Source organism: Nocardioides sp. Z21_20, assembly GCF_059766585.1.
In genome coordinates this window covers 1-26,808 of sequence record NZ_JCBAJX010000008.1, presented here as the reverse complement: position 1 = coordinate 26,808, position 26,808 = coordinate 1, and the positions used below count along the sequence as shown (strand labels likewise).

The window sequence follows — 26,808 nt, the reverse complement described above, 5'->3', positions numbered from 1 at the left end:
GTGTTTCAGTGGAGGCATGTGCAGGTGGATGGCGTACTCGGGCGAGCCGATCCTGGCCGAGCACCTGCTGTTCCGGCCCGTCCACTCCCTGATCGACCAGAGCCTGCACTCCCGGATGGGAGCGACCACCACGAACGGCGACGGCTTCGGGATCGGTTGGTACGGCGAGGGGCCCAACCCGGCGGTGTTCAAGAGCGTCGAGCCGGCCTGGAACGACCAGAACCTGCGTGAGGTCACCGGACAGATCCGGACGCCGGTGCTGTTCGCCCATGTCCGCGCCGCCACCGGCACTCCCGTGCAGCGCAGCAACTGTCACCCGTTCCGCCACGGTCGGTGGCTGTGGATGCACAACGGCTCCCTGCGCGGCTTCCACGAGATCAAGCGGGACCTGGTCCTGGCCGTGGATCCGGCTCTCTACGCCGACATCGAGGGCTCCACCGACTCCGAGACCCTGTTCTTCCTGGCCCTCACGTTCGGGCTCAGCGACGACCCGTTCACCGCCGTCGAGCGCGCCATCGGCCTGGTGGAGGACGTGGGCCACCGGCACGGTATCGAGCACCCGGTGCAGATGACGGTGGCGACCACCGACGGGGAGTCGGTATGGGTGTTCCGCTACTCCAGCGAGCGCGCGAGCCGGACCCTGTTCTTCTCCACCGCCGTCAGCGCGTTGCGCAGGCTACATCCGGAGATCGAGGTCCTCAAGCAGCTCGGCGACGAGACCCGCCTCATCGTCTCTGAGCCGCTGCGCGACCTCCCGGGTGCCTGGAACGAGATGCCTGAGTCCTCAGCCGGCGTGGTCCACCCCGCCAAGGCCGAGGTGCGTCCGTTCCGTCCCCTCGCGAGCTAGGGGTGCCCGGCGCCACATCGGATCGTCAGCGGTCGATCATCCGTGCCATGGCCTCGGGGTAGCGCTCGCCCTGCAGCTGCACACCGGCGGACGCTTGGTCCAGCTCGGCGAGGTCCTCGGCGGTGAGCTCGAGGGACGCCGATGCGAGGTTCTCGTCGAGCCGCTCGAGTCGCCGGGTGCCGGGGATCGGCACGATCCACGGCTGCTGGGCGAGCAGCCAGGCCAGGGCCAGCTGCCCGGGCGTGCATCCCTTCCGTTCGGCGGTGCGGGTGATCAGCTCCACCAGGGCGAGGTTCGCCTCGATGGCCTCGCGCTGGAAGCGGGGCAGAGTGGCGCGGATGTCACCCTCGCCGAACTCGGTCGCGGCGGTGACCTGACCGGTCAGGAAACCGCGCCCGAGCGGGCTGAAGGGCACGAAGCCGATCGCCAGCTCCTCGAGGGCGGGCAGGATCTCGTCCTCGGGCTCACGCCAGAACAGGCTGTACTCGCTCTGCAGGGCCGTCACCGGCTGGACCGCGTGAGCGCGCCGGATGGTGGAGACACCGGCCTCGGACAACCCGAAGTGTCGGACCTTGCCCGCCGCGATGAGTTCCTTCACGGTGCCGGCGACATCCTCGATGGGCACGTCGGGGTCGACGCGGTGCTGGTACAGCAGGTCGATGGTGTCGGTGCGCAGGCGACGCAGCGAGCCCTCGACTGCGGCCCGGATGTGGTCCGGTCTGCTGGTGACCCCGATCTGCCTGCCGTTCTGGTCGAACTCGAACCCGAACTTGGTGGCGATGACGACGTCCTCACGGACCGGTTGCAGCGCCTCCCCCACGAGCTCCTCGTTGTGGAAGGGGCCGTAGACCTCCGCGGTGTCGAACAGGGTCACGCCCCGGTCCACCGCGGCGCGCAGGAAGGTGATCATCTCCTCGCGCGGTGGGCGAGGCCCGAACGACTGGCTCATGCCCATGCAGCCCAGGCCCATCGCGGAGACGTGGAGGCCGTCCCGGCCCAGGGTGCGTGCCTGCATGGCGGTCTCCTCGGACGAGCGGGTCGCGGTCACAGCGCCACGAGCAGCGCCTGAGGGGCATCATGGCATCGCCGGCCGGGCCGAGCCAGCCGTTCCGGGGATCGGTGAGGGTCAGCTGTCGGCCGGTGCCGCCCCTGCCCGCACGTAACAGGTGGGACACAAGGTTGCCGTGGTGTTGCGGCTGGTGCGCAAAAGGGCTCGAGCGCTGGATCTTCTGCGCCGCCTCCGGATCTCCCAGGATCAAGGGGCCGGCCGCTGGTAGCAGAACAGCGGGGGCCGACCCCGAGGAGACCGCCATGCCTGCCCCCGCCGACCCGGCCGGCCGCCGAACCTACGAGCTGGACCGGCGTCACGTGTTCCACTCCTGGAGCGCCCAGAAGGAGCTCGATCCCCTCGTCGTCTCCAGGGCGGAGGGCTCGTACCTGTGGGACGCGGACGGCCGCCGCTACCTCGACTTCTCCTCGCAGCTGGTCTTCACCAACCTCGGCCACCAGCACCCGAAGGTCGTCGCCGCCGTCCAGGCCCAGGCCGCTCAGCTGTGCACGATCGCGCCCGCCCACGCCAACGCGGCACGCTCCGAGGCCGCCCGCCTGATCACCGAGGCGGCACCTGAGGGCATGGACATGGTGTTCTTCACCAACGGTGGCGCCGAGGCCGTCGAGAACGCCGTACGGATGGCGCGACTGCACACCGGGCGGCACAAGGTCCTGGCTGCCTACCGGGGCTACCACGGGGCGACCGAGACCGCGATCAACCTCACCGGCGACCCGCGGCGCTGGCCCAGCGACCGCGGCACCTCGGGGACCGTCCGCTTCTTCGGGCCCTTCCTGTACCGCACGGAGTTCCACGCCACCAGCCAGGCCGAGGAGTCCGCCCGGGCCCTGGAGCACCTCGAGCAGCTGATCCGCTTCGAGGGCCCCGACTCGTTCGCCGCTCTGATCCTCGAGACCGTCCCGGGCACCTCGGGCGTGATGCCACCCCCTCCCGGCTACCTGGCGGGGGTGCGGGAGATCTGCGACCGCTACGGCATCGTGATGATCTGTGACGAGGTGATGGTCGGCTTCGGCCGCACCGGTCGCTGGTTCGCCGTCGAGCACTATGACGTGACCCCGGACCTGATCACGTTCGCCAAGGGAGTGAACTCCGGCTACGTGCCGCTCGGCGGGGTCCTGATCGGCGACTCCATCGCCCGCACGTTCGACCACCGTCCGTTCCCCGGCGGCCTGACCTACTCCGGGCACCCGCTGGCCTGCGCCGCTGCGGTGGCCACGATCCAGGCGATGACCGACGAGCACGTCGTGGAGAACGCCGCCCGCCTGGGCGCCGAGGTCTTCGCCCCGGCGCTCGCCGAGATCGGCGCCCGGCATCCCAGCGTGGGCGAGGTGCGCGGGCTGGGCGCGTTCTGGGCCCTGGAGCTGGTCCGGGACCGGGCGACCAAGGAGCCGCTGGCGCCGTACGGCGGGTCGAGCCCGGCCGTGGCGCGCACCTTGAGCGCGGCACGCGAGGCCGGCCTGCTGGTGTTCAACAACATGCACCGCATCCACCTCGCGCCACCGCTCAACCTCAGCGACATCGAGGCGAAGGAGGGGCTGGCCATCCTCGACGAGGCGCTCAGTGTCGCCGACGAGTTCACCGCCGGCGCCCCCGCATGAGCACGCTCGTGGTCCCCGCGTCCACCGAGACCACCTCCCCCGGCTCGGCGCCTCCGCGGCGCCCGGCGCGCTGGGTCCCCCGACTGCGCCGAGCGGGTGTCCATCTCGCCGGGTTCTGCAGCCTGCTGCTGATCTGGTGGGGTGTCACGGCTGCCGACCTGGTCGACGCCCTCATCCTGCCCGGCCCGGGCGCGGTCTGGTCGGCCTTCGTGGAGGCCAACACGTGCAACCCGGTGAGCGCGGGCTCTGACCGCGTGGCGTGCGGAGCGCAGAACCACTTCATGTGGGAGCACCTGCTGGCCAGCCTGCAGCGCATCGGCGTCGGGGTGAGCGCCGCCGTCGTGTTCGGGATCGCGCTCGGCTTCGCGATGAGCACCGTCCACCGCCTGGGCAGGGTGCTCGACCCCTACCTCAACTTCCTGCGCTCGCTGCCCCCGCTCGGCTACATCGGCCTGCTGATCGTCTGGTTCGGCATCGGCGACGTCTCGAAGATCTGGCTGCTGTTCCTGGCGGCCTTCCCGCCGATCACGATGGCCACCATCGCCGGCGTGCGGGGCATCCACCCCTCACGCATCCACGCCGTCGAGTCGCTGGGCGCCTCGCGCTGGCAGGTGCTGGTGCACGTGGTCCTCCCCTCGGCGCTGCCGGACATCGTCGCCGGCGTGCGGATCGCGGTCGGCTTCGCCTGGACCACGGTGGTGGCCGCCGAGCTCAACAACGGGATCCCCGGCATCGGCGGCCTGGCCTACATCTCCGGGACCCAGCTGCAGACCCCGCTGGTGTTGGCCTGCATCGTCGTCATCGGGATCGCGGCCATCACCCTCGACACCGCCCTGCGGTTCCTCGGCGGCCTGCTCGTCCCCTGGCACGGCAAGGCCAAGAGCTGAGCCACTCCCCCGTACCGCCACTCCCCGTCGATGCTCGCCGCCCACCCGACAGAGGCCGCCATGTCCATGCCCGCCACCCTGCCCACCGCCGACGCACCACGCATCACCCTGACCGGTGTCACGAAGGACTTCACCAGCGACAACGGCGACACGGTCCGCGCCGTCTCCACGATGGACCTGGTCATCGAGCCGGGCGAGTTCGTCTGCATCGTGGGCCCCTCGGGCTGCGGCAAGTCGACCCTGATGGACCTGGTGGCGGGCTTCCTGGCCCCCACCACCGGGGAGCTCCAAGTCGGTGACCGCGCCGTCACCGGCCCCGGACCCGACCGCGGGGTCGTCTTCCAGCAGCCCAACCTGTTCCCCTGGCTCAGTGTCCGCCGCAACGTCGAGCTCGGACCGCGACTGCGCGGTGTCCCGGCCGCGGAGCGACGTGCCCTCGCCGAGCGCTTCCTGACCCTGGTCGGGCTCGAGCAGTTCCTCGAACGCAAGCCCTACGAGCTGTCCGGCGGCATGCAGCAGCGCTGCCAGATCGCCCGCGTCCTCGCGAACAATCCCGAGATCATCTTGATGGACGAGCCGTTCGGCGCCTTGGACGCACTCACCCGCGAGCGCCTGCAGACCGAGCTGCTGCAGATCTGGCGACAGAAGCAGAACACCGTCCTGTTCATCACCCACAGCGTCGAGGAGGCCATCTTCCTCGGCACCCGGGTGCTGGTGATGAGCGCCCGGCCCGGGCGGGTGATCCTCGATCAGAGGGTCGCGCTCGCCGGCCCGGAGGTCGGGGCCGAGCTCCGTTCGCTACCCGAGTTCGTGGCCTTGCGCGACAAGATCTCCAGCGCCATCTACGCGGCGCAGGACCTCCCCCAGTGACCCTACGAAAGGCGCACCGATGACCCTCTCCCGCTTCGCCGGCCTGTCCCTGGCGATCGCCGCCTGCACCCTCGGCGTCGGCTGCACCTCCAGTGAGCAGGCCACCGAAAAGGCCAACGCGGAGTCCGCGACCGAGTGTCCGTGGCAGGCCGACGAGACCGTGACCGGGAAGATCCGGGTGGCCTTCCAGATCCTGCCGGTCGGTGACCTCGTCGTGAAGGACCAGCAGATCCTGGAGGCCTGCCTGCCCAAGGCGCAGATCGAGTGGAACCAGTACGCCTCCGGCGGCGACGTCGTCCAGGCGTTCGCGGCGGGCTCCGTCGACATCGGCACCGTCGGCTCGAGCCCGGCGGTCAAGGCAGTCTCCGCGCCACTCGACCTCGACGTACGGGTCGTCTGGGTCCAGGACGTCATCGGCGAGGCCGAGGCGCTGGTCGCCAAGGACCCGTCGGTCACGTCCGTCGCGGACCTGAAGGGCGCCACCATCGGCGTGCCGTTCAGCTCGACCGCCCACTTCAGCCTCCTGGCCGCCCTCGACGACGCCGGGCTGGACCCGGCCCGCGACGTGAAGATCATCAACCTCGCACCCGAGGCGATCGTCGGGGCCTGGCAGGGCGACCAGATCGACGCCGCCTACATCTGGGACCCGACCCTGGGCGAGCTGCTCGCCGACGGGACGAAGCTGCTCTCCGGCAAGGAGGTCGCCGAGATGGGCGCTCCCACCTTCGACCTGAGCGTCGCCTCGGCGGCGTTCCTCGAGAAGACCCCCGCCTTCCTCGAGACCTGGACGCGCGCCCAGGACTGGGCGGTGAAGCTGATCCAGGAGGACCCGTCGCTGGCGGCGGAGTCGCTCGCGGTGGAGATGGGCGCGGACCTCTCCGTGGTCGAGACCCAGCTCGCCGGCACCACCTACCTCACCGCCCAGGAGCAGCTCGACACCTACTTCGGGGGGCAGCTGGGTCAGGTGATGGCCGACACCGCGGCCTTCCTGGCTCGTCAGGGCGAGATCGACGCCCCCGCTGACGTGGCCCACTACACCGACGCGGTGCACAGCGACGCATCCGCGAGCATCACCGAATAGGAGACCCATGAACACCAGCACCAAGCCCGTCGCCGTGATCACCGGGGCCAGCAGCGGCATCGGGGCGGCCACCGCCCGAGCCCTGGCCCGCGCCGGGTACGACGTGGCGCTCGGGGCACGGCGCCTCGAGCGCCTCACCGAGGTGGCTGCCGAGTGCGGCGGCCGAGCGCTGCCTCTCGACGTGACCGACCAGGACTCCGTGGACGCGTTCGCGGACGCGGTGGGACCCGTGGACGTGCTGGTCAACAACGCCGGCGGCGCCCTGGGGACCGAGTCGGTCGCCGAGGCCGACGTGGATGCCTGGCGGTGGATGTTCGAGACCAACGTGCTCGGCACCCTGCGGATGACCAAGGCCCTGCTGGCGCGCCTGGCAGCCTCCGGCGACGGCCAGGTGGTCAACATCGGGTCCATCGCGGCCCGGGAACCGTACCGGGGCGGGGCCGGGTACAACGCCGCCAAGCACTCCGTCGCGGCGCTCACCCGGGTGCTGCGCATCGAGCTGCTCGGGCAACCGGTGCGCGTGTGCGAGATCGACCCCGGCATGGTGCACACCGACTTCAGCCTGGTGCGATTCCGCGGCGACGCCGGCCAGGCCGCCGCGGTCTACGCGGGGGTCACCCCGCTCAGCGCCGACGACGTCGCCGAGGCCGTGCGGTGGGTGGTCACCCGCCCCTCCCACGTCAACATCGACCAGATCCTGATGCTGGCTCGGGACCAGACCTCGGCCCAGGTCGTCCACCGGGCGTGATCAGCCCGGCAGGCCCACCTCCCGAGCGGCCTGGGCGAGCAGACGGATCCCGGCGTCGATCCGGTCGGGGCTGATCGAGTTGAACCCCAGGCGGAAGGAGTTCCTCGGCGGGTCGGCACGCAGGTAGTAGCGCTCCCCGGGGATGACGAGGACGCCGAGCTCACGCGCCCGGCGTGCCATGGCGCCGGCGTCGAAGTCGGCGGGGCCGGTGACCCACAGGCTGAGCCCGCCCTCGGGGATGTCATCCACCGGCCACGGGAAGTGCGCCGCCAGTGCCTCGCGCACCAGCTGCCAGTTGCGCTTGAGGAAGCGGCGGTGCTTGGCGAGCACCCGGTCGTACTCCCCGGAGGCGATGAACAGGCCCAGCGCCCGCTGGTCGATGCCCGAGGGATGCTTGGTCGCCAGGTAGCGGCGCTCGCGCAGCTCGGCGATCAGCGGCTCCTGCGCCACCACGTATCCGAGCCGGAGAGCCGGCGCCAGGAACTTCGAGAACGTCCCCAGGTACACGACCCGGCCGGTCCGGTCGTTGGCGCGCATCGAGAGCGTCGGGGCGCCCCGGAAGCGCAGCTCGGAGTCGAAGTCGTCCTCGATCACGATGAAGTCGCGCAGCTGCGCCTGTCGCAGCAGCTCGGCGCGACGCCTGGCCGACAGCGTCGCGTTCGTCGGATGCTGATGTCCCGGGGTGACGAAGACGGCGTCGACCTCCGCGCGGTCGTCGAGCAGCACCCCGGAGGCGTCGACGGGGCAGAGCTCGATCCGCGCGCCGGTCCTGGAGAAGATCCGCGCGGCGTCCACGTACCCCGGGTCCTCCACCGCCACCGTGCGACCGCGATCCAGCAGGGCCCCGGCCAGGAGCGAGAGGGCCTGCTGGACTCCCGAGGTGATCAGCACCTGGTCCGGCGTGGCCTCGATGCCCTTGCGTCGCAGCACGTGCGCGATCAGGGTCTCGACCAGCAGCGGGTCGTCGGCGTCGGCGGAGTCGCGCAGTCCGTGCAGGATGTTCGCCCGGTCGAAGACCTGCGAGGTCGCGCGCAGCCAGGCCCGCGCCGGGAAGCTCCCCGGCAGGAGCTGTCCGGGCAGGAACGGGTAGGGGTACTCGGCGTAGTCGGGGTCGCTGACGGACTTCGCCTGCCACGGGTCCCGCTGGGTCAGCAGGTGATCCGCCCACTGGACCGGCGAGGGTGCGGGGCCCAGGTCCGGGCTCGGTGGGAGGGCTCCCCCCGCGTCCGGCCCGCCCTGGCCTGTGGACAGGACCGGGTACAACCCCGAACGCGGTCGGCTGGTGAGCAGGCCGACCGCGACCAGCCGGTCGAGCGCGGTCAGCACCGTGCTCCGCGAGACCCCGAAGCTCTCGGCCAGCAGGCGGCTCGAGGGAATGGGTCGGTGGGACGGGAAGTCACCCCGACGAAGTGCGCTCTCCAGGGCAGCCTGCACCTGCAGGTGCAGCGGCTCGCGGCCCCCGGTCAGGACCCAGGCGCCGTCGTCGTGAGGCGTCCCGGTCGCCGGCACCTCGGTCGAGCTCTCCACGGCGGTTCGCTCCCCTCCCCTGACGGCGGTCGTCGACCTCATGATGGCGCGGGGTCGGCGTCAGCGCTCGATCGGTCCCACCGCGGCCTGGACGAGGTAGATCAGCGCCAGCCCGACCGCCAGCAGGCCGAGCAGGTCGCGCAGGCGCCGCTCGGGCAGATGGGGCTGCAACCGGGCACCGAGGTACCCGCCGGCGAGCCCACCGAGGCCACAGGCGACGCCCAGGCTCCAGTCGGGGCCGACGCTGCCGGGCGCACCCGTGGCAAGGACGGCGAACGTCGCGACGCCCATCACGGAGGTGAGGAAGGTGCTCACCAGAGCGGCCGGCGCGACGACCGCCAGGGACATCCCCGATCCGACGAGGATCGGCCCGAGGAGGGAGCCACCGCCGAGGCCGTACAGGCCCCCGACCACGCCGACGACGAAGGCCAGCGACGTCACGGCTCGGGGGTGCAGCGGCGGCCTCGCCCGGGAGGGTGCCCGCCTGCGGCGCAGGATGACCAGGCCGGTCGGCAGCAGCACCGCTGCCGCGAGCAGCCGAAAGACCAGCGGGTCACTGACGACGTACACACGCAGTACGGCGCCGAGGATGACGCCGGGCAGCGACCCCATCGTCAGGCGGCCGATCAGGATCCACTCGAGCTGGCGTTGCCGCGCGTAGCGGATCAACGCCCCGGGGCCGGAGACCACGTTGTAGACCAGGTTCGTCGCCGTGAGCTGGGGGTGGGCGACCTGCAGGACGCTCAGCTGCACCGGGAGCAGGAAGACCGCGCCGGAGACGCCGACCGGCGAGGTCACCACCGCCAGCAGGAATCCGGCAAGCAACCCCACCGCGTCTCGCTGCCACTCCACCCGGCGACCCTTTCACGCCGCCTCACGCCACGGTGGGCTCAGCGAAGGAGATCACGCAGCATCGTGTCGGAGGCGAGCAGCGCGTCACGGTCGTACGTCGAGGCGCTCGACATCAGCTCGTCGGCGTGGGTGCGCTCGATCAGGGGGCCCAGGCGCCCCCGCACGGTCGCTGGTCCGCCGGCCACGGCACGCTCCAGGGAGGCCTCGACTCGCCGCGCGAGCTGAGCCGACCAGGTGCTGGCCCGGATGGTGGCCGCAGGCTCGAGCGGCCCGAACTCCCCGTCGCGACGCGAGATCGCCATCGCCCAGGCCTCCGGAAGCGCCACCTCGCGGGCGGTGGCGTCGTCCTCGGCGAGCAGGACGTCCAGCGAGATCGTCACCCGCGGCGTGCTGTCGAGGTGTGGACGGAACTGCCGCCGGTAGCGACCCAGCACTTCGGGCAGCTCGTCGGAGCCGAGGATCGGACCGCCCACCACCACCGGGAGCCCCAGACGTGCCGCCACGTCGACCCCGCGCCCGGTGGCGAGCAGGTGCATCGGGACCCGCCCCCGCGTGGCCGGACGCGCCGTCACCTCGGCGCTGCCCTCGAGGTAGCCACGCAGCTCCTCCAGGTCGTGCTCGAAGGAGTCCGGCGCGTCGACGTCGCGTCGCAGCGCACGACGTACGGGTGCGGTGAAGCCGAGCGAGCGGCCCAGCCCCAGATCGACTCGGCCAGGGTGCAGCGCGTCCAGGACCAGGAACTGCTCGGCGACCACCAACGGCTGGTGCAGCGGCAGCATCACCCCACCCGACCCGATCCGGATCCGTGACGTGCGTGCGCCGACGGCGGCCAGCAGTACCGCCGGTGCACCGGACGCGATCCCAGGAACGCCGTGGTGCTCGGCCACCCAGTAGCGCTCGTAGCCGACCTCCTCGGCGTGCACGGCGCGCGCCACCGTCTCCGTCAGCGCCTCCGCCTCGGGCAGGCCGGCGCGGGTCCTGGACCGGTCGAGCAACGAGAGCCTCACGCCCGTGTCAACGCGACGTGGAGTCCCCCTCTTCCCCGGCGGAGCCGACGAGTCACCTCAGATCAGCAGGTTCGCCCGGATCGCCCTGATCGTCCTGGTGTCCAGGCCGAGGCCCCGGGTCAGGAAGCGGTCGAGGTTGCCGTACGCCTCGTCGATGGCGCGGAACAGGCTGGCCAGGTTGTCGCCGTCCTGCTCCAGCAGCGGCTCGAGCATCCGGCGGTCCACCCCGATGGCCTCCAGACGCGTGTAGGTCGCCTCGTTGGCGGACCTGCGGTAGACGTTGGACAGCTCGTAGTCGGTGATGGCGTCGCGCTCGGAGACGCCCAGCAGCCGCTGCACGATGGCAGCGAAGGCACCCGTGCGGTCCTTGCCGGCGGTGCAGTTGAAGATCAGGGGAACCCCCTTGTCCTTGGCCAGCACGCGCAGCATCTGGGCGAAACCGTCACGACCGGCCTGGCTGAGCACCAGGTCGACCACACCGTCTCGGGCGATCCTCTCGGCCTTGCCGTCACCGAGGAGGTCCCGGACGACCTGCGGGTCGCCGCTGCGAAGGGCACCTTGGATGGCGAGGGACAGCGCATCGGTGGCGGCGTCGAGCAAACCCACCGAATGCTCGGTGACCGAGGCGGGATATCGGTTCGCGCCGTTCTTGGCCACCTCGGAGGCGGAGCGGAAGTCGACGGAGCGCTGCAGCCTCGACTTCGCCAGGATCGCCTGGTCGCGGACGGTCGGAGCCGTCACCGCCTCGCTGCGAAACAGCACTCCCCAACGGATCGAGCGTCCGTCCACCGTCTCGAGCCCGCCGAGGTCGCGTGCGTTACTGACGCTGTCGAGTCCCAGGCCGCGCGTCGCCGCGACGACTCCCCTGACGTCCCTGATCGTCCTGACCACCTTGGTCTTGCCGTTCCGGCGGACCCTTTTGGTCACCCGAGCGGCCTTCACCGCTGCCGGTGAGGCGATCTCGAAGTACCAGCGCGCCCCATCGCTCAGGCCCTTGACGCTGAGCGAGCCCCACTTGCTCGTGCCGACGAGCTGTCCGCTCCTGGACGGGTTCGCGGCCTTGGTGCTGGCGTAGACACGGTGCCTCCCTGCGCCGTTCCAGGTCACCGAGTAGCTGCCGCCGGCAGTGCGGACGACCTCGATCTCCTTCGGGACTGCCGTGCTGGACTCGGTCGGGCTGCTGGCTTGGCGTGTCGGCGAAGCCGGCGCAGCCGCCGTCGCCGGCAGGCCGAGCGCGAGTGTGGACAGGGCAGCGAGCGCGCAGGTGACGATGTGGCCGGGCTTGTGCATCGAGTTCCTTTTCCAGGCGGACCTCTGTGAGGCGGGTCACGCCAACCTAGGAGACGCACGGTGCCGCGAGGACGACTTCCTGCTCAGCGGGACGCCGGCTCATCCAGCGGCGGCGCTCACGAACGGACGATCCAGTGGGCAAACTGGCGCCGGACCCGCGCCGACAGCTTGTACGGCGGGCGTTCGCTCGTCTGCAGGTAGCGGCGAAGCTCCTCGTCGCTGGGCCGGTGGCCGGCGAACCGGATGAAGTGGTGGACCAGCGCCTGATCGATCTCGTTGCCGGAAGGCGTGGACTCTGCCATCGCTACGCTCCTCGACCATGCGTGGGCTACGCGACGCCGAGGGCTTGACGTCTTGTAGCCACTCTAGGCCGGGGATCAAGGCGCACACTGGGGTTCCGGTCGCCTCTGGATGCGGCCGGAGCGGCGTAGGGTGGGGGCGAGTCCACAGCACGGGCCCATCGTCGCCAGCCGTCACGTGTCTCGTCGAGCGCTTCGTCTGGGACACTCCGGAGACGTCTATGACCGAACAGCCCGCCACCCAGATCGCCGACGCACTGGCCACAGCGGCCAAGGCCATCAACAGTCCACGCACCCTCGAGGACACTCTCGACACGATCGTCCACACCGCCCTGCTGTCGCTCCCGGGTTTCGACCACGTCGGCATCTCGATCAGTCACCGCGACGGCAGGATCGAGACGATGTCGGGCACCGACCAGCTGGTGTGGGAGCTCGATGAGCTGCAGTACCGCCTCGGCGAGGGGCCCTGCGTCGACTCCGTGTACAGCGCCCCTGTGGTCCTCGTCGAGCATGCCCGCCACGACACGCGCTGGCCGCGCTACATGCCCGAGGCGGTCAGGCTGGGGCTGCGCTCGCAGCTCGCGCTGCGCCTCTACACCGAGGGGGAGACCATGGGCGGTCTCCACCTCTGCTCCACCGAGTCCGACACCATCCACCCCGACGCCGTCCACCTCGCCGAGCTCTTCGCGACCCACGCCTCCATCGCGCTGGGCCGCTCTCGCCAGGAGAACCAGCTGAACCAGGCCCTGGGCTCCCGCAAGATCATCGGGCAGGCCACCGGCATCATCATGGAGCGCTACCAGATCGATCAGGAGCGCGCCTTCCAGTTCCTCGCCCGCGCGTCGCAGACCAGCAACATCAAGCTCCGCGACATCGCCCAGGAAGTCGTCGACATCACCAACGACAAGGCGAGGGCGCTGGGCGAGCCGCCTCAGTTCCCCGACTGGAGCGGCTCGCCGGATCAGTCCTGAGGCTTCGTCATCCGGGCCATGAGCGGGGCGGCGAGCGCGTCGGGCAAGTGGGTGCCGAGCTCGGCCTGCAGCCGGTTGCGGAACGAACCCGGGACCACGCTCGAACGGCCGGCCATCATCGCCTCGAAGCCCTCTTTGGCGACCGCGCGCGGGTCGTCCTTACTGTCCATCCGGCCCATCCTGGTGTCCTCCATGCCTGCCCGGGAGAAGAACTCGGTGTCGGTCGGCCCCGGCATCAACGAGGTGACGCTCACCCCGGTCCCCTTGAGCTCCTCACGGATGCCCTCGGCGAACGAGTGCACGAACGCCTTCGACGCGGCGTACGTCGCCTGGTAGGGACCCGGCGCGACGGCCGCGATGGACGACGTGACCAGCAGCCGGCCCGAGCCGCGCGCGACCATCGGCCGCACCAGCAGCTTGGCCAGGTGGACCGTCGACCTGACGTTGAGATCGACCAGGTTCAGGTCGTCCTCGAGTGAGGTCTGGTCGAATCGGCCGTTCACGCCCACGCCGGCGTTGAGCGCCGCGGCCGCGGGCACCCGGCCTAGGGTGAGGATCGCCTCCTCCAGCGTCTGCACGCCCTCGGCGCGAGCGAGGTCGACCTGCACCGGCACCACCTGACGGCCCGAGCGCTCCAGCTCGCCCGCCGCTTCATGGATGGCGGGCTCCTGGGCGGCAATCACGACGTCGAAGCCGTGGTCGACGAACTCCCGGGCCAACGCCCGGCCGATGCCGGTGGAGGCACCGGTGATGACCGCAAGAGGACTGGTGTCTGTCGGACTCGTCATCTGGCTGCGGTAACCGACCGATCGCCGTTCATGCGCAGATCCTTCGCGAGGCCGGAGAGAGCACCGTCGTTACGTCGATGTCCTTCCAGGTGGCCCCAGAGGGGCGCTACACCCGAGATCCGTAGTAGTAGCCCAGGAGCGCCAGCCCCACACCGGCCACCAGGACCCCGATCCCGTAGGCGAGCGCCAGCCCGAGGCGCTTCTTCCGCACGAGCTGGACGGTCTCGTAGCTGGCGGTGCTGAAGGTCGTGTACCCCCCGAGAAGACCGGTGCCGACGACTGCGCTGACATCGGTGTCGGCGATTCGGTCGACCACCAGCCCGGTGAGGAAGCCGAGCGCGAGCGAGCCGGTCAGGTTGATCAGCGCCGTCGACCAGGGGAAGGCCGATTTCGTCGTGCGCTCCTTGATCAGGCCGTCCAGCACGTAGCGCAACGAGGCGCCGATGCCGCCGGCGAGGATCAGCAGCAGATACAGACCGAGGCTCATGCGCCCACCCCTTCCGTGCCGGTCGGTCGTGGCCGCAGCCGCGCCCCGGCCGCGATGCCGAGGATCGTGGCGCCGGCGCCGATCACCACCGTCCCCAGGGCGTAGGCCAGCGCGACACCGATCCGGCCATCGTCGAGAAGCACCGCGCTATCGGTCGCCAGCGAGCTGTAGGTGGTCAGCCCGCCGCAGAAGCCGGTCCCGAGCAGAGCCTTGAGCTGGGCGGTCCGCGTGCGCCCAGGATCCCTGCGGGTGAGGCCCTCGTAGAGCAGCCCGAGCAGAAAGGCGCCGATCAGGTTCACCACGGGGACCACCACCGGAACTCCGTCGAAGTTGGGTATCTCGCGCGAGAGGACCTCGCGGCATCCCGCCCCGATGCCGCCTCCCAGCAGCACCAGCCCGATCGAGGGGGCCTGCAGGTACGCCGGTCGTGGGGACCGCTTTCGTCGTGCCTGGCTCCCCGAGGAGCTCGCCGCATCTGACATCACACGCCCGTCCCTTCCGCTTGTCTGAGATCGGCGACGCTCACGGCGCCGGGTGAGGCCGCTTCCAACAGTGCCAGCAGGGTCTGGTTGACCCGCGCCAACTCGCGCACCACGTCATCGACGGCTCGAGCCGCCGGAGTGGACCGATCGACCTCGAACTGGGCCACCTCGGGCACCACACCACCCGGCAGCTCTCCCTCCAGGCCCGAGACCAAGGCCGCGACGTTCTGGCTCGTGGCCCGGCTGAGGCCGTCCCAGTCCTGGGCGTCGGGCCCGACTCCGGCCGCCACCGCACGCTCGGCCGCGCGGACCAGGCGCCGCGTGTGGTTGGTCAGCGACCACAAAGCGGTCAGCCGCCCCTCGATCCCGCCAGGACCGAGCGCGCCGGGTGCTCGCCGCATCGGCTCGGCCGTGGCGGTGATCGTGCGCACGTGCTGGCTGGTCGTGAGCAGCCGTTGCCGCAAGGCCGGCAGCGCGCTGCTGGACCCCCCGGAGAGTCGAGTCATGCTTGCGGCGACGATCGCGTCCACGTCGCGAACCAGGACGGCGACGTCCTTGTCCAGCACGGTCCTGGTGTGCGCCGGCAGTACCCAGGCAGCGACACCGAGGGCGACGAGCGCTCCGAGGATGGTCTCGAGCACCCTCTGCTCCAGCGCCAGCGTGGTGAGACCGCCGAGGTAGTCGTAGAGCAACGCGAAGATCATCGTGGTCCAGAAGGTCGACATCGCCGGGGCGACCTGCCGGTAGTAGGTCGAAGCGAAGACGGCCACGGCCAGCAGCGGCAGGAGGACTGCGGTGATCCCCGCGCCGGACAGAGCGATCCCGAAGCCGACGATCGCCCCGAAGACCGTGCCCACCACGCGCCTAGCGCCCCTCAAGAAGGTTTCGCCGTCGGTGTCGCCGAGCACCTGGTACGCCGACAGCGTCGCCCAGTACTGGTGGCTCGAGGAGACCAGCCAACCGACGCCCAGCGACACCGCGGTGGTCACCCCCGCCTGGACGGCTCGATGGGTCTCCGGCGCGGCAAGCTGGCGGCCCGACGACGCCGTACCGGCCGATGCCTCGCTCAACACCGGCATCCCCGTGGTGTCCGCCACCGCCTCGTGCTCGTCCTCTTGCTCTTCAGCGCTCAGCGGGACGTCGTAGGAGATCGCGGGGTCAAGAGCGGCGATTGCGGCAGCCCGCAGCGTCCGTGCCACCTCGTGCATCTCGTCGATGGACTGGTGGAGAATCCGGGCGGCGCGTGGCCAGGCTGGCGGCGGGTCCTCGTGGGTCCACCGCGCCGGCTCTGCCGGGGCCGCGTCGGAGTGCCCGGCACCGGATGCGGGTGGTGCGGCGAGCTCGGCCAGGTCGGCCTGCAACAGCTCGATGCGACCGGCCAACCGGGCTCGCGCCTCCAGGGAGACGCTGACGCCGGCGAGCTCCCGGGCTGCCGAGACGAGGCTCATCAAGGCGAGCTCGGTGTCGAAGAGTCGCAACCGCAGCGCGGCGGCCCGCTCGGCGGGAACGCCGATCACCTTCTCGTCGGCGCTCAGCTGTCCCCCGACGAAAGCCGCGTGGTGGCGGACCTCCTGCACCTCGAACTCGACGTGCTTGCGGATGTCGTGGTCCCAACGAGCCCATGACACGGCGTCGAGCAGCACGTCCATCGACGACACGAGGCGCCCGGAGAACCCCTGGAGGCCGCTGCGCAGGACCGCCTTCGGGCGTTCCGGGACGAGGACGTGGTTGACCAGGAATCCCAGACCCACCCCCACCGCGGCCGCGAGGACGTAGTCGAGGACGTCGGAGAGCTCCAGGCGCAGGATCAGCGCGAAGTAGTAGACCATGAACGCCGCCTGCCCCAGGGCCATCCCCCGCGGGCCGTAGCGCCTGGCCCAGACGGCGAGGGCGGCGACCAGCACCAGGAGGGCGTCGGTGAGCCACACGGCCTCAGTCGCGAGCGCGCCCAGGAGCACGACCGCCACGATCGGCACCACCACCACGATGCTGGTGATCCGACGCTCCCGCGGCGTCCGTCCGACGGCGGAGCTCGAGCTCAGCATCGCGACGAAGCCCCCGAACACCGCCGGCTCGACCGCGGTCCGCTCCACCACCTCGAAGACGACGAACAGCAGCGCGACCGCTGCGACGGCCGCGATGATTGCCCGCCCGGCCATCCGCAGCCGCGCATAGCCGGGGTCGGTCTGCGCCAGGTGCCGGCGCAGGAATGCAGGCAGTCGCCACATCCGGGTGCGGTCTTCGCGCACCACGAGCTGGGCCGGCGCCAGGCCGTCCTCGACGGTGCGGCGTATCAGTGCGTCGTCCGGGCGCAGCAGCGACACCGGCCGGGTGGAGACGATGACCGGCTGGTAGTCGAGGTCGTCGCTGACCGCGAGCGTGATCTGCTCGGCGCGGAAGGCGAACGGGAGCCACCCGCTGTAGCGCCGGTAGGCGTCGTCGGGGTCGGCGAGCGGCTCGATCCCGGCCAGCCGGGCCATGGCGGCGTCGAGCTGCAGGAACCGGGCGACCCACACGTCCTCGGTGTGACGCCCGGTGGCGCGGGCGATCCGAGTGAACTCCTCGAGGGCCACCACCTCGGGCACCGCGAGGTTCTTCCACGGCACGGTCCGCTCGAGGTACTCCCCGAACTCGAGGAACTGGAAAGTCAGCGGGACCAGGCCCGGCTCCGTCGAGGCCGGGTGCCCGGTGGGCAGGCCCCAGCGCAACGCGCCGATGGTCCCCCCGAGCATCCGCACGGCATAGGGCAACGCGAACTGGTCCCGCCCGCTCTGGAAGTAGTAGGCGGCGTGGTGCAGCCGGATCCCGTCCACGTAGGACGAGAAGGAGTCGGCGATGCCGTCGAGATGGCCGTCGAGGCCGCTCGGCTCGCCGGCACGGAAGAACGGCACCAGGCTCGCCGGCACCGAACCCGCCCCGCGCTCGGCGGTGAAGAAGTGGCGGCACAGGGCGTTGAGGTCGTCGATGACCGAGTAGACGCCGAGGAGGAAGGTGAGGATGAGCGAGACGAGGATGACGCCGCTGAACGTCTCCGCGACGCTGAGGAACCGCAGCAGGTCGGTCTCGGCGGTGAGCGAGGAGCCGCCGACGGTCGCCATCTGGGCCGCGCTGAAGTAGAGCGCGTCGAAGAGCGTGAGACCTGCGTCCGTGCCTGACACCGAGAACGCCGCGCGCGACATCAGTCCCCGGTAGATCATCCCGAAGCCGAGGATCACGCCGAACAGCCAGGCAGTGATGATCACGACGATCTGCAGCCCGGTCACCTGGCGCAACGCGACCGGGCGCCAGCGCCGTGGCATGCGCCGGGTGAACCGGCGCAGCACACGCCACTGGATCCGGCTCAGCGGGCCCGCGATGAACCCCGCCTCGTCGAAGTTGAGGGCCGTCAGGAAGACGTCGAGCAGCGTCGCCGCGAGGACGACGATCCCGAGAGCCAACCAGAGATTCTCCATCGAGACGGGCTAACCGCCCGTATAGCGGAGCAGTCCGGTGCGCGGCAGTGACATACAAGCCATTAGCACACAAACGATCGGGATCTGGCCAGACTTGTCGAAGTTGCGATCGCGGGTACCGTGATCTAGGACACACCCACTACCGGGAGTGCCGGCCAGCCTCTACGCGGAAGGTCGTCGAAAACCATGAACCTGACTCCTCGAGAGCTCGACAAGCTGTACATCTATCAGGTCGCCGACCTCGCCCGTCGCCGCCGAGATCGTGGCACCAAGCTCAACCTCAGCGAGGCGCAGGCACTGATCTGCGAGGCGATCCTGGAGGCCGCGCGCGACGGCAAGTCGGTCGCCGAGTGCATGGAGCTCGGCAAGCACGTGGTCTCCGAGGCCGACTGCATGGACGGCGTGCGGGAGCGACTCTCCCTGCTCCAGGTCGAGGCGACCTTCGTCGACGGCAGCAAGCTCGTCTCGTGCCACGACCCCGTGGCCGCGTGACCCATGCGCCTCTCGGGCGGGCAGGACCCGGTCACCACCGTTCTCGTCGGCGGACACGAGAGCGGCCAGGCCGCTGATCTCGCGCCGCTGCTGGAACTGCTGCCCGAGGCCGTCGTCACCCCGTCCGGGCGCGCCCTGCAGGATGCCCTGATCACGATCCTGGCCACCGAGGCGAAGGCGGTTGTGCTGCCGATGACCTGGGGCCGGGACCCGCGCATGGTCGCCGACACCGCCAAGACGCTCAGCTGGCTCGCGACCGGCGCCGGAGCCGGTCGGCTGGCCCTGTGCGCCGACTTCGGCACCCCCGACCACCTGGTCTCGTGGCTGCGCCGCGCCGCCAACCGGACGGCCCAGCAGCACCCCGGCGCGGCGGTGTTGATCGCTGCGCCAGCGGCCGACCCGTTCGACGACGCCGACCTGCACCGGGTGGCGCACCTGGTACGCACCCACGGGGCCGGCGTCGAGGTCGGGGTGGCCTGCTTGGCCGACCACGCCGACCTGGCGCACGCCGTACGACGCGTTCGGCAGCTGGGTGCCCCCGAGGTGGTCGTGGTGCCGGCCGGGTTCGCCCGGACCGCCCCGCGAGACCTGCCCGCCGACACGTACTTCTTCGGCCCATTGCTCTCCGAGCAGGCCATGCTCGACGTGGTGCGCCGACGCGTCGCCGACGCCGAGCACGAGCTGAGCCACGGCCGCGACGGCATCGCCGCCGGTCTCCTGGCCGACCATGGCCACGGCTACGCCCACTCGCACGCCTTCGAGGGTGGCGACGGAGCCCAGCACCACCATCACCACGCTGATCATCACGCACATCACGAGACGCCGCCGACGAGCGGTCCGTCCCCCGACGAGGCCTTGGCCTCGCCCCACTGAACGCCCGCGGGAGCGCGGTCTTCAGCGCGCCCGAAGACGGAGGGATTCCCCATGCTGGGCAGCCCCAAGTACAACCACCGAGACGACGACATCGAGATCAACGCCGGTCGCCCGAGCGTCACGATCGCCGTCAGCAACACCGGCGACCGCGCCGTACAGATCGGGTCCCACTTCCACTTCTTCGAGGTCAACAGCGCGCTGCTCTTCGATCGCGAGCAGGCCTACGGGATGCACCTGGACGTCCCCGCCGGAACCGGCGTGCGGATCGAGCCCGGCGACACCCGGGAGGTCGCCCTCACCGCCTACGCCGGATCCCGGCGGGTCTGGGGCTTCAACAGCCTGGTCAACGGCGGCCTCGACCTCCCGGCGACCAAGACCGCGGCGCTGAAGCTGATGCGCGAGCGCGGATTCCAGGACGGCGAGCCGAAGAGCTCGACCTCCGCCAAGGGTTCGACCAAGAAGGGCAAGAACTGATGGCCATCATCGCGCGCAAGCAGTACACCGACCTGTTCGGACCCACCGTCGGCGACCGCGTCCAGCTCGCCGACACCAACCTGGTGATCGAGATCGAGAAGGACTTCAACGAGGGTCACTACGGCGACGAGATCGTCTACGGCGGCGGCAAGACCGCGCGTGACGGCATGGGTGCCGACCCGCAGACCACGAGCGCCGAGGGCGCCCTGGACCTGGTGATCACCAACGCGGTGATCCTCGACCCGATCCTGGGAGTCCTGAAGGGCGACATCGGCATCAAGGACGGCAAGATCGCGGGGATCGGCAAGTCCGGAAACCCGCATCTGCAGAGCGGGGTCGACCCGGCCCTCATCGTCGGCGCCGGCACCGAGCTCCTCGCCGGCGAGCACCTGATCGTCACCGCCGGCGCGATGGACCCGCACGTGCACTACATCTCCCCGCAGCAGGCCGAGGCGGCACTCTCCAACGGCATCACCACGCTCTTCGGCGGCGGCACCGGCCCGACCGACGGGACCAACGGCGTGACCACCACCCCTGGCCCCTGGAACCTGCACAAGATGATCGGGGCCGCCGAGGACGTCCACGTCAACATGGGCTTCCACGGCAAGGGCAACTGCTCCCAGCCGGGGCCGCTCATCGAGCAGCTGCTCGCCGGGGCGTCGAGCCTGAAGGTGCACGAGGACTACGGCACCACTCCCGCGGCGCTGAGCACCGCCCTGTCGGTGGCCGACGAGTACGACGTGCAGATCTCGGTGCACACCGACAGCCTCAACGAGTCCGGGTTCGTGGAGAACACCGCCGAGGCGATCGCCGGGCGGACCATCCACACCTACCACACCGAGGGCGCCGGCGGCGGTCACGCACCCGACATCCTCAAGCTCGCCGGTCACGCCAATGTGCTGCCGTCCTCGACCAACCCGACGCTGCCCTACACCGTCAACTCGGTCGACGAGCTGCTCGACATGGTGATGGTCTGCCACCACCTCTCGCACGACATCCCCGAGGACGTCGCGTTCGCGGACTCCCGCGTCCGCGCGGAGACGATCTCGGCGGAGACCGTGCTGCAGGACGAGGGCGTCATCTCGATGTTCTCCTCGGACTCCCAGGCGATGGGCCGCATCGGGGAGTCGGTCACGCGTGCCTTCCAGACCGCCCACCACAGCAAGGACAAGCGCGGCAAGCTGGCCGAGGACGCGGAAGGCAACGACAACTTCCGGGTGCTGCGCTACCTGGCCAAGGTGACCATCAACCCCGCGATCGCCCAAGGGATCGGCCAGCACATCGGCTCCCTGGAGACCGGCAAGGTGGCCGACCTCGTGCTGTGGCCGATCTCCGACTTCGCCGCGAAGCCGAAGATGGTGATCAAGGGCGGCATCGTCAGCTGGGCGCAGATGGGCGACCCCAACGCGTCCCTGCCGACCCCGCAGCCGGTCCTGTACCGGCCGATGTTCGGGGCCTACGGCAAGTCGCAGCGGACCACCCGGATCACGTTCATGTCCCAGGCCGCGATCGCTGCCGGCGTGCCCGAGCAGCTGGGGCTGGAGAGTCAGGTCCTGCCGGTGAAGGGGTGCCGCAACATCGGCAAGGCGCACATGATCCGCAACAACGCGCTGCCGCAGATCGAGGTCGACCCGGAGACCTACAAGGTCACCTTCGACGGCCAGCCCGCCCACATCGAGCCGGCTCAGTCGCTGCCGCTGAACCAGCTCTTCTTCCTGGCCTGAGGACACCTCAATGACGGCGAACCACGTCCGCGACCTGTTGGTCAGCCTGCAGCTGTCGGACTCCGCCTTCCCCAGCGGCTTCTACACGATGTCGCACGGGCTGGAGGGCTACAGCCAGGCGGGCGCGGTCACCGGCGAGCAGGTCGAGGCTCTGCTGAGCGGTATCTTGCTGCACTCCGTAGGCCCGGGCGACGCCACCGCGCTCGCCCGGGCCCACGAGGCGGTCACCGCGGCGGACTGGGCTCGGGTGCAACTGGTGGACCAGATGTTGTTCGCCGCCAAGCTCAACGCCGAGATGCGCCGCGCCTCGGTGCGCAGCGGACACCAGCTCACCGACCTCGCCGTCGAGACCTTCGGCGGCCCCGACCTCGAACGCTGGCAGCGCACGGTGCGGGCCAAGCAGACGCCGGGGTGCCAGCCGGTGGCCACCGCGGTGGCCTACGCCGCCACCGGGGTCGGCCTGCACCAGGCAGTCGCCTCCGACATGTCCGCGTTCGCGGTCAGCTTCCTCGGGGCGGCGCTGCGGCTGCGGCTGCTCGATCACCGCAAGGTCCAGGTAGTGCTCCACGCCGTCGGACCGGTGATCGAGGAAGCGACCGCCGACGCGGTGCACCGCGACCTGGATGACATGGGCGGGTGCGTGCCGATGGCCGACGCGATGTCCGCCCAGCACGAACGCGCGGACGCCCGCCTCTTCGCGAGCTGAAGCGCCTCCCACGACAACCGATCGACGACAACGACTAGGTGGACCCATGAGCGAGAACGTGCTGCGGATCGGAATCGGCGGACCGGTGGGCTCGGGCAAGACGGCCCTCACCGAGGCGCTGGTGCCTCGGCTCCTGGCCGTCGGCCGGCGTCCCGCCGTGATCACCAACGACATCTACACCCAGGAGGACGCCCAGCACGTACGCCGTGAGCTCGCAGGCATCCTCGACCCCGATCGGGTGGTCGGCGTGGAGACCGGCGCCTGCCCGCACACCGCCGTACGCGACGACCCCACGATGAACCTGGCCGCGGGCGCGGAGATGCTCGAGCGCCACCCCGAGGTGGACACGCTGCTCTACGAGTCGGGCGGGGACAACCTCACGCTCACCTTCTCCCCCGCGCTGGCCGACGTGTTCGTCTTCGTCCTGGACACCTCCGAGGGCGAGAAGATGCCCCGCAAGCGCGGGCCCGGGATCACCGACTCCGACATCCTGGTGATCAACAAGATCGACATCGCCCAGTACGTCCGCACCGACCTGGACGTGATGGAGTCCGACGCCATCCGGGTGCGCGACGGCCGGCCGGTGATCCTCACCAACTCGCTGACCGGCGAGGGCGTCGACGCCCTGCAGGATCAGGTCCTGGCCATGTGGAACGCGCGGCCCACGGCGCTGACGCGATGACCTCCGTGACCGCTGCCGCCGCGGTGCCGGTGACCGCGGTGACCCCGGTGACGCCGGTGACGCCGGTGACGCCCCGGTACGGCGGGCCCCGCCTCGACCCGGCCCACTACCTGCCGTCCCGGGTGCCGCCGGAGGTGGCGCGCTTCGACGGCGTACCCGACACCCTGCCCTCGGGCAGCCCGGGCAAGGTCGGGCTGCTAGAGCTCGAGTTCGCGCGCACCGAGCGCGCCACCGAGCTCGTCGGGCACTACCAGAAGTCCCCGCTGCAGATCATGCACCCGCTCTACTACGACCCCGCGCGCCCGGACATGGCCTACACCTACCTGATGTCCACCGGTCCGGGGATCGTCCAGGGCGACCGGCTGCGCACCGACCTGGTCTTCGGCCCGGGGACGTCCGCGCACGTGACCACAGCGGCGTACACCAAGGTGCTGAAGATGGAGCACGACTACGCCGTTGCCCAGACGAACATCACCGTCGGCGCGGACGCGTTCGTGGAGTACCTGCCCGACCCGGTGATCGCGTTCGCCGATGCCCGCCTCTACCAGCGCACCCAGGTGACGCTGGATCCCACAGGCACCCTCGTCCTCGGCGAGACGCTGGTGTCGGGACGGCTCGCGCGCGACGAGCGCCACCAGTACTCCGTGCTCGCCACCGACCTGGAGGTGCGCCGCCCCGACGCCACGATGGTGGCACTGGACCGAGTGCGGCTGACCCCGAGGGACGGCGTCACCGGTGGCCTCGCCGTGCTCGACGACCACGACGTGCTGTCGATGCTCTATGTGCTGACCGCACGAGCCCCGGTCAACGAGGTCGCCGACCTGCTGCACCGCACGCTGGAGCCCGCCGCCACCGCCGGGATCGTCTTCGGTGTCAGTGCGCTTCCCGGGGACGCCGGCGTCTGGGTGCGACTGCTGGGCGACGACCTCCACGGCATCAAGCGCGCCCTCACCGAGGCCTGGGCCGCGGTGCGCCTCCTCCTCACCGGCAGCCACGCGCCGGTCATCCGGAAGAACTGAGGCCTGACCATGAGCACCTCGCAATCGCAGCAGCCCACCACGAGCTGGGTCGAGGCGGTGTCCCTGGTACCGCGCGGCGTCTCGCAGATCTTCTTCCAGAACAACGTCTGGACGGGGCTCCTCATCCTCGCCGCGTTCCTGGTGGCCGACTGGCAGATGTTCGTGCTGGTGGTGATCGGGGCGGTCGCCTCGACGCTCGCCGGTTGGCTGCTGCGGGTCGACCGCGATCACTTCTCCATCGGCTTCCAGGGCTTCAACGGCGCACTCATCGGCGCCGCGGCGTTCACCGCGCTGGGCGACCAGGGCTGGGCCTACGTGGTGACCGTCCTCGGCGGCGTGGCCTGCGCCCCGGTGACCTGGTTCTTCGGATGGCTGTTCGCCACCCCGGCGCTCGCCCGCTTCGCGCTCCCCTCGACGACCGCGCCGTTCTGCACGGTCGCGGGGATCATCTACGCCTGCACCACGAGCCTGCACGTGCGCTCGACCCCGCACCATGTCAGCGACGGCACGGGCGAGTCGATGTTGCGCTCGCTGCTGACCAACGTCTCCGAGGTGGTGCTGGTCAACAGCGTCTGGTCGGGCGCGCTGATCCTGATCGGGTTGTTCATCGCGTCGTGGAAGGTCGGTCTGGCAGCGGCGATGGGCAGCGCGATCGGGACGGTGAGCGCCTGGGCGCTCGGCGAGACCTCCGAGACCATCAACGAGGGGCTCTCCGGCTATTCCGGTGTGCTGACCGCGATCGCGCTGGCCGCCGTGTTCCTCGTCGGCACGGCAGCCGCCTGGGTCTACGCCGCGGTGGGAGCCGCGATCACCGCGGTGACGACCCTGGCGATGACTGACCTCTACGGCGACCCGCACTACACCTGGCCCTACATCCTCACGACCTGGGTCCTGCTGGTGATCGCGACCTACATCCCCGCCCTGCGGAGACCATGATCAGGCCGGGAGGTGGATGGTCAAGGGTCATCCGATGACCGGGACGGACCTGGAGCCGCTGGAGGCAAGGTTGCCGGCGAGCCATGCAAAGGAATCCCTGCCGAGAGCCGGGCAACGACGCCTGCCACCTTTCGACCTGGAAACCGAGTGGTGAGCGGGAGCGAGTGCGTGCCAGGGTTCAGGGTGCTTTCTGACCTCTGGCCGACGCTGAAACTCCGCCTCGGAACCCCACGCCTGACCCTCCGCATCCCCGACAGTGACGAACTGTCCGCGCTTGCTGAGTTGGCCGCGCGCGGAGTGCACCGTGACGGCGAACGTCCGTTCCTCACGCCTTGGACTGAGGGCACACCCCAAGACCGGGCGGAGTACGTGCTTCGGAACTACTGGGGATGCCTGGCCGAGTGGGACAGCGCCAACTGGTACCTGAGCCTCGGCGTATTTCCGACCAAAGGCGGGGGGCCGATTGGCTCGGTCACCTTGCGGGCTCGCGACTTCGCCGTCGCGCGTGAGGTCGGGACTTCCTCGTGGCTCGGCCTAGAACACCAGGGTCAGGGCTATGGCACCGAGGCCCGGACGGCGCTGCTGAGCCTGGCGTTTGACCATCTCGGGGCAACCGACGCCGTTACTGAGGTGTTTCAGGACAACCACGCGTCGCAGGGCGTCTCACGTCGACTTGGCTACCAGCACGATGGCGTTTCCCGCGACCCGCGCGACGGAGAGGTGCTCGTCTCCGACCGACTACGACTGACGGCCGAGCGGTGGGCAGGCATTGAGCGAGTGAGCGTGTCAGTCGAGGGCCTGGACGCGGCCCGCGCCATGTTTGGCTGCTAGCCCTAGGTCAAGACTGCGCTCCGCCCGACCACGCCGCCCAGCCCGCTATCCGCGCGGCCCTTGCTGTGGGCGTTGGCATCCTCATATCCGTCGTCCAAGCCGTCGTCGTCACTGTCGGCTTTTACCGGGGTCGCTGCTGTACTCCGCTCCAGACTGCGTGAGCACCAGCCACCCCAAGAGCTACGACGAGCACCAGCCAGAGGAGCCAGGGCGACTTATCAGCTCTGCCCGCCGACTCGCTTGGCGATGACCACCTGGTACTTGGTGTAGTGGAAGCGCCCGTTGCCGTACACCACCCGCCCGGTGCAGCTGACCAGCACCAGCCGATGCGCGCCGGTCGTGGCGAAGAACCGCTGCGGCAGACGCCGCGTCCGGTCGAACCGCACGGTGCTGCTCACCTTGTACCGGTAGGTCTTGCCGCCCTTGGCCACGGTCACGACCTGCCCCTTCTTGGCGCGGCTCAGGCCCCACATCGCACCCGGCCGGTCGCCGCGGTCCGAGACGTGACCGGCCACCACCGCGGCGCCGATCCGGTCCCCGAACCCGGCCGAACGGCGCAGCCAGCTGGTGACCGCCACGTTCGTAGGCAGGCGCATCTGTCCACGCCTGATCGTGGTGGGCACGACCGTCGCGTCAAGCCCCATCCCCGGGCCCCGGACGGTCGTGGGCGCCACCCGCGCGGACCCGGAGCCCGAGCGCGGCAGAGTGCCGGAGAACCCGCCGTTGATCACCGGAGCGCCGTAGGGCGCCTTGGCCACCGTCGTGGTCTCCGCGGCGAGCCCGCACCGCGTCGTCGCGGCACCGTTCGCCGTGGTC

Annotated in this window: 27 protein-coding genes; 16 read left to right on the top strand and 11 right to left on the bottom strand. The window is 70.5% G+C overall.

Annotated features, from left to right (window positions below; all coding sequences use genetic code 11):
• The first annotated feature begins 16 nt into the window (after window positions 1-16).
• On the top strand, window positions 17-847 hold the full coding sequence (locus AC6EH9_RS13440; protein ID WP_498423830.1) for a class II glutamine amidotransferase: 831 nt from the start codon (window positions 17-19) through the stop codon (window positions 845-847).
• A gap of 25 nt (window positions 848-872) precedes the next feature.
• Here AC6EH9_RS13440 and AC6EH9_RS13435 read toward each other — a convergent pair whose 3' ends face one another.
• On the bottom strand, window positions 873-1,862 hold the full coding sequence (locus tag AC6EH9_RS13435) for an aldo/keto reductase (protein ID WP_498423828.1): 990 nt from the start codon (window positions 1,860-1,862) through the stop codon (window positions 873-875).
• Window positions 1,863-2,158: 296 nt separating this feature from the next.
• On the opposite strand from AC6EH9_RS13435, the gene AC6EH9_RS13430 reads away from it, so the two are divergent.
• From AC6EH9_RS13430 to AC6EH9_RS13410, 5 genes are read left to right on the top strand one after another with little or no spacing between them, the layout of a single operon-like run.
• A complete protein-coding gene (locus tag AC6EH9_RS13430; RefSeq protein ID WP_498423827.1) occupies window positions 2,159-3,514 on the top strand; it encodes an aspartate aminotransferase family protein in 1,356 nt (451 codons plus the stop codon).
• On the top strand, window positions 3,511-4,401 hold the full coding sequence (locus AC6EH9_RS13425; protein ID WP_498423826.1) for an ABC transporter permease: 891 nt from the start codon (window positions 3,511-3,513) through the stop codon (window positions 4,399-4,401). Before AC6EH9_RS13430 ends, AC6EH9_RS13425 begins: the two co-directional genes overlap by 4 nt.
• Before the next feature lie 60 nt (window positions 4,402-4,461).
• Window positions 4,462-5,271 (top strand): ABC transporter ATP-binding protein, encoded by an 810-nt coding sequence (locus tag AC6EH9_RS13420; RefSeq protein WP_498423825.1) that lies wholly within the window; start codon window positions 4,462-4,464, stop codon window positions 5,269-5,271.
• Between the two features lie 19 nt (window positions 5,272-5,290).
• A complete protein-coding gene (locus AC6EH9_RS13415; protein WP_498423823.1) occupies window positions 5,291-6,352 on the top strand; it encodes a taurine ABC transporter substrate-binding protein in 1,062 nt (353 codons plus the stop codon).
• Window positions 6,353-6,359: 7 nt separating this feature from the next.
• Window positions 6,360-7,100 (top strand): SDR family NAD(P)-dependent oxidoreductase, encoded by a 741-nt coding sequence (locus tag AC6EH9_RS13410; RefSeq protein ID WP_498423822.1) that lies wholly within the window; start codon window positions 6,360-6,362, stop codon window positions 7,098-7,100.
• Here the strand turns inward: AC6EH9_RS13410 and AC6EH9_RS13405 are convergent, their stop codons facing one another.
• The 5 genes from AC6EH9_RS13405 to AC6EH9_RS13385 all read right to left on the bottom strand — a co-directional run bounded on the left by AC6EH9_RS13405 (window position 7,101) and on the right by AC6EH9_RS13385 (window position 12,078).
• Complete coding sequence (locus tag AC6EH9_RS13405) at window positions 7,101-8,627, bottom strand: aminotransferase-like domain-containing protein (RefSeq protein ID WP_498423821.1); 1,527 nt, start codon at window positions 8,625-8,627, stop codon at window positions 7,101-7,103.
• A 60-nt stretch (window positions 8,628-8,687) separates the two neighbouring features.
• The gene (locus tag AC6EH9_RS13400) at window positions 8,688-9,479 is read right to left on the bottom strand and encodes a sulfite exporter TauE/SafE family protein (protein ID WP_498423819.1); all 792 of its coding nucleotides are present in this window, start codon (window positions 9,477-9,479) and stop codon (window positions 8,688-8,690) included.
• A gap of 38 nt (window positions 9,480-9,517) precedes the next feature.
• Window positions 9,518-10,486, bottom strand: a complete 969-nt coding sequence (locus tag AC6EH9_RS13395; RefSeq protein ID WP_498423817.1) for an MsnO8 family LLM class oxidoreductase — start codon at window positions 10,484-10,486, stop codon at window positions 9,518-9,520.
• 57 nt (window positions 10,487-10,543) lie between these two features.
• The gene (locus tag AC6EH9_RS13390) at window positions 10,544-11,776 is read right to left on the bottom strand and encodes a tyrosine-protein phosphatase (protein WP_498423816.1); all 1,233 of its coding nucleotides are present in this window, start codon (window positions 11,774-11,776) and stop codon (window positions 10,544-10,546) included.
• A 116-nt stretch (window positions 11,777-11,892) separates the two neighbouring features.
• Entirely contained in the window at window positions 11,893-12,078 is a 186-nt protein-coding gene (locus AC6EH9_RS13385; RefSeq protein WP_498423815.1) for a hypothetical protein, read from the bottom strand.
• Window positions 12,079-12,296: 218 nt separating this feature from the next.
• On the opposite strand from AC6EH9_RS13385, the gene AC6EH9_RS13380 reads away from it, so the two are divergent.
• Window positions 12,297-13,046, top strand: a complete 750-nt coding sequence (locus tag AC6EH9_RS13380; protein WP_498423813.1) for a GAF and ANTAR domain-containing protein — start codon at window positions 12,297-12,299, stop codon at window positions 13,044-13,046.
• On the opposite strand, the gene AC6EH9_RS13375 is transcribed toward AC6EH9_RS13380, so the two are convergent.
• From AC6EH9_RS13375 to AC6EH9_RS13360, 4 genes are all read right to left on the bottom strand, one after another.
• Window positions 13,037-13,834, bottom strand: a complete 798-nt coding sequence (locus AC6EH9_RS13375; RefSeq protein ID WP_498423812.1) for an SDR family NAD(P)-dependent oxidoreductase — start codon at window positions 13,832-13,834, stop codon at window positions 13,037-13,039. The two genes, AC6EH9_RS13380 and AC6EH9_RS13375, sit on opposite strands and share 10 nt — an antisense overlap.
• Before the next feature lie 106 nt (window positions 13,835-13,940).
• The gene (gene crcB, locus AC6EH9_RS13370) at window positions 13,941-14,321 is read right to left on the bottom strand and encodes a fluoride efflux transporter CrcB (protein WP_498423811.1); all 381 of its coding nucleotides are present in this window, start codon (window positions 14,319-14,321) and stop codon (window positions 13,941-13,943) included.
• Window positions 14,318-14,803: a fluoride efflux transporter FluC gene (locus tag AC6EH9_RS13365; RefSeq protein WP_498423810.1), complete on the bottom strand. Its 486-nt coding sequence runs from the start codon at window positions 14,801-14,803 to the stop codon at window positions 14,318-14,320. Before AC6EH9_RS13365 ends, crcB begins: the two co-directional genes overlap by 4 nt.
• Window positions 14,803-18,255 (bottom strand): FUSC family protein, encoded by a 3,453-nt coding sequence (locus AC6EH9_RS13360; RefSeq protein ID WP_498423809.1) that lies wholly within the window; start codon window positions 18,253-18,255, stop codon window positions 14,803-14,805. The genes AC6EH9_RS13365 and AC6EH9_RS13360 overlap by 1 nt, the downstream gene beginning before the upstream one ends.
• A 186-nt stretch (window positions 18,256-18,441) precedes the next feature.
• Here AC6EH9_RS13360 and AC6EH9_RS13355 point away from each other — a divergent pair, with 186 nt between their 5' ends.
• The 9 genes from AC6EH9_RS13355 (at window position 18,442) to AC6EH9_RS13315 (ending at window position 25,992) form a co-directional block, all read left to right on the top strand.
• The gene (locus tag AC6EH9_RS13355; RefSeq protein ID WP_498423808.1) at window positions 18,442-18,747 is read left to right on the top strand and encodes an urease subunit gamma; all 306 of its coding nucleotides are present in this window, start codon (window positions 18,442-18,444) and stop codon (window positions 18,745-18,747) included.
• Between the two features lie 3 nt (window positions 18,748-18,750).
• Window positions 18,751-19,620 (top strand): sirohydrochlorin chelatase family protein, encoded by an 870-nt coding sequence (locus AC6EH9_RS13350; RefSeq protein WP_498423806.1) that lies wholly within the window; start codon window positions 18,751-18,753, stop codon window positions 19,618-19,620.
• Between the two features lie 51 nt (window positions 19,621-19,671).
• Window positions 19,672-20,094 carry an urease subunit beta gene (locus AC6EH9_RS13345; protein ID WP_498423805.1) on the top strand — a complete coding sequence of 141 codons (423 nt, stop codon included), beginning with the start codon at window positions 19,672-19,674 and terminating at the stop codon, window positions 20,092-20,094.
• On the top strand, window positions 20,094-21,818 hold the full coding sequence (gene ureC / locus AC6EH9_RS13340) for an urease subunit alpha (protein WP_498423804.1): 1,725 nt from the start codon (window positions 20,094-20,096) through the stop codon (window positions 21,816-21,818). Before AC6EH9_RS13345 ends, ureC begins: the two co-directional genes overlap by 1 nt.
• A 10-nt stretch (window positions 21,819-21,828) precedes the next feature.
• Window positions 21,829-22,524, top strand: a complete 696-nt coding sequence (locus AC6EH9_RS13335) for an urease accessory protein UreF (RefSeq protein WP_498423802.1) — start codon at window positions 21,829-21,831, stop codon at window positions 22,522-22,524.
• A gap of 46 nt (window positions 22,525-22,570) precedes the next feature.
• A complete protein-coding gene (gene ureG / locus AC6EH9_RS13330) occupies window positions 22,571-23,206 on the top strand; it encodes an urease accessory protein UreG (RefSeq protein ID WP_498423801.1) in 636 nt (211 codons plus the stop codon).
• A complete protein-coding gene (locus AC6EH9_RS13325) occupies window positions 23,203-24,225 on the top strand; it encodes an urease accessory protein UreD (RefSeq protein ID WP_498423800.1) in 1,023 nt (340 codons plus the stop codon). The genes ureG and AC6EH9_RS13325 overlap by 4 nt, the downstream gene beginning before the upstream one ends.
• A 9-nt stretch (window positions 24,226-24,234) precedes the next feature.
• On the top strand, window positions 24,235-25,161 hold the full coding sequence (locus tag AC6EH9_RS13320) for an urea transporter (RefSeq protein ID WP_498423799.1): 927 nt from the start codon (window positions 24,235-24,237) through the stop codon (window positions 25,159-25,161).
• Window positions 25,162-25,344: 183 nt separating this feature from the next.
• The gene (locus AC6EH9_RS13315; RefSeq protein WP_498423798.1) at window positions 25,345-25,992 is read left to right on the top strand and encodes a GNAT family N-acetyltransferase; all 648 of its coding nucleotides are present in this window, start codon (window positions 25,345-25,347) and stop codon (window positions 25,990-25,992) included.
• Between the two features lie 218 nt (window positions 25,993-26,210).
• Here AC6EH9_RS13315 and AC6EH9_RS13310 read toward each other — a convergent pair.
• Window positions 26,211-26,808: class F sortase (locus tag AC6EH9_RS13310; protein WP_498423796.1), on the bottom strand; the 598-nt coding region annotated here is incomplete at its 5' end.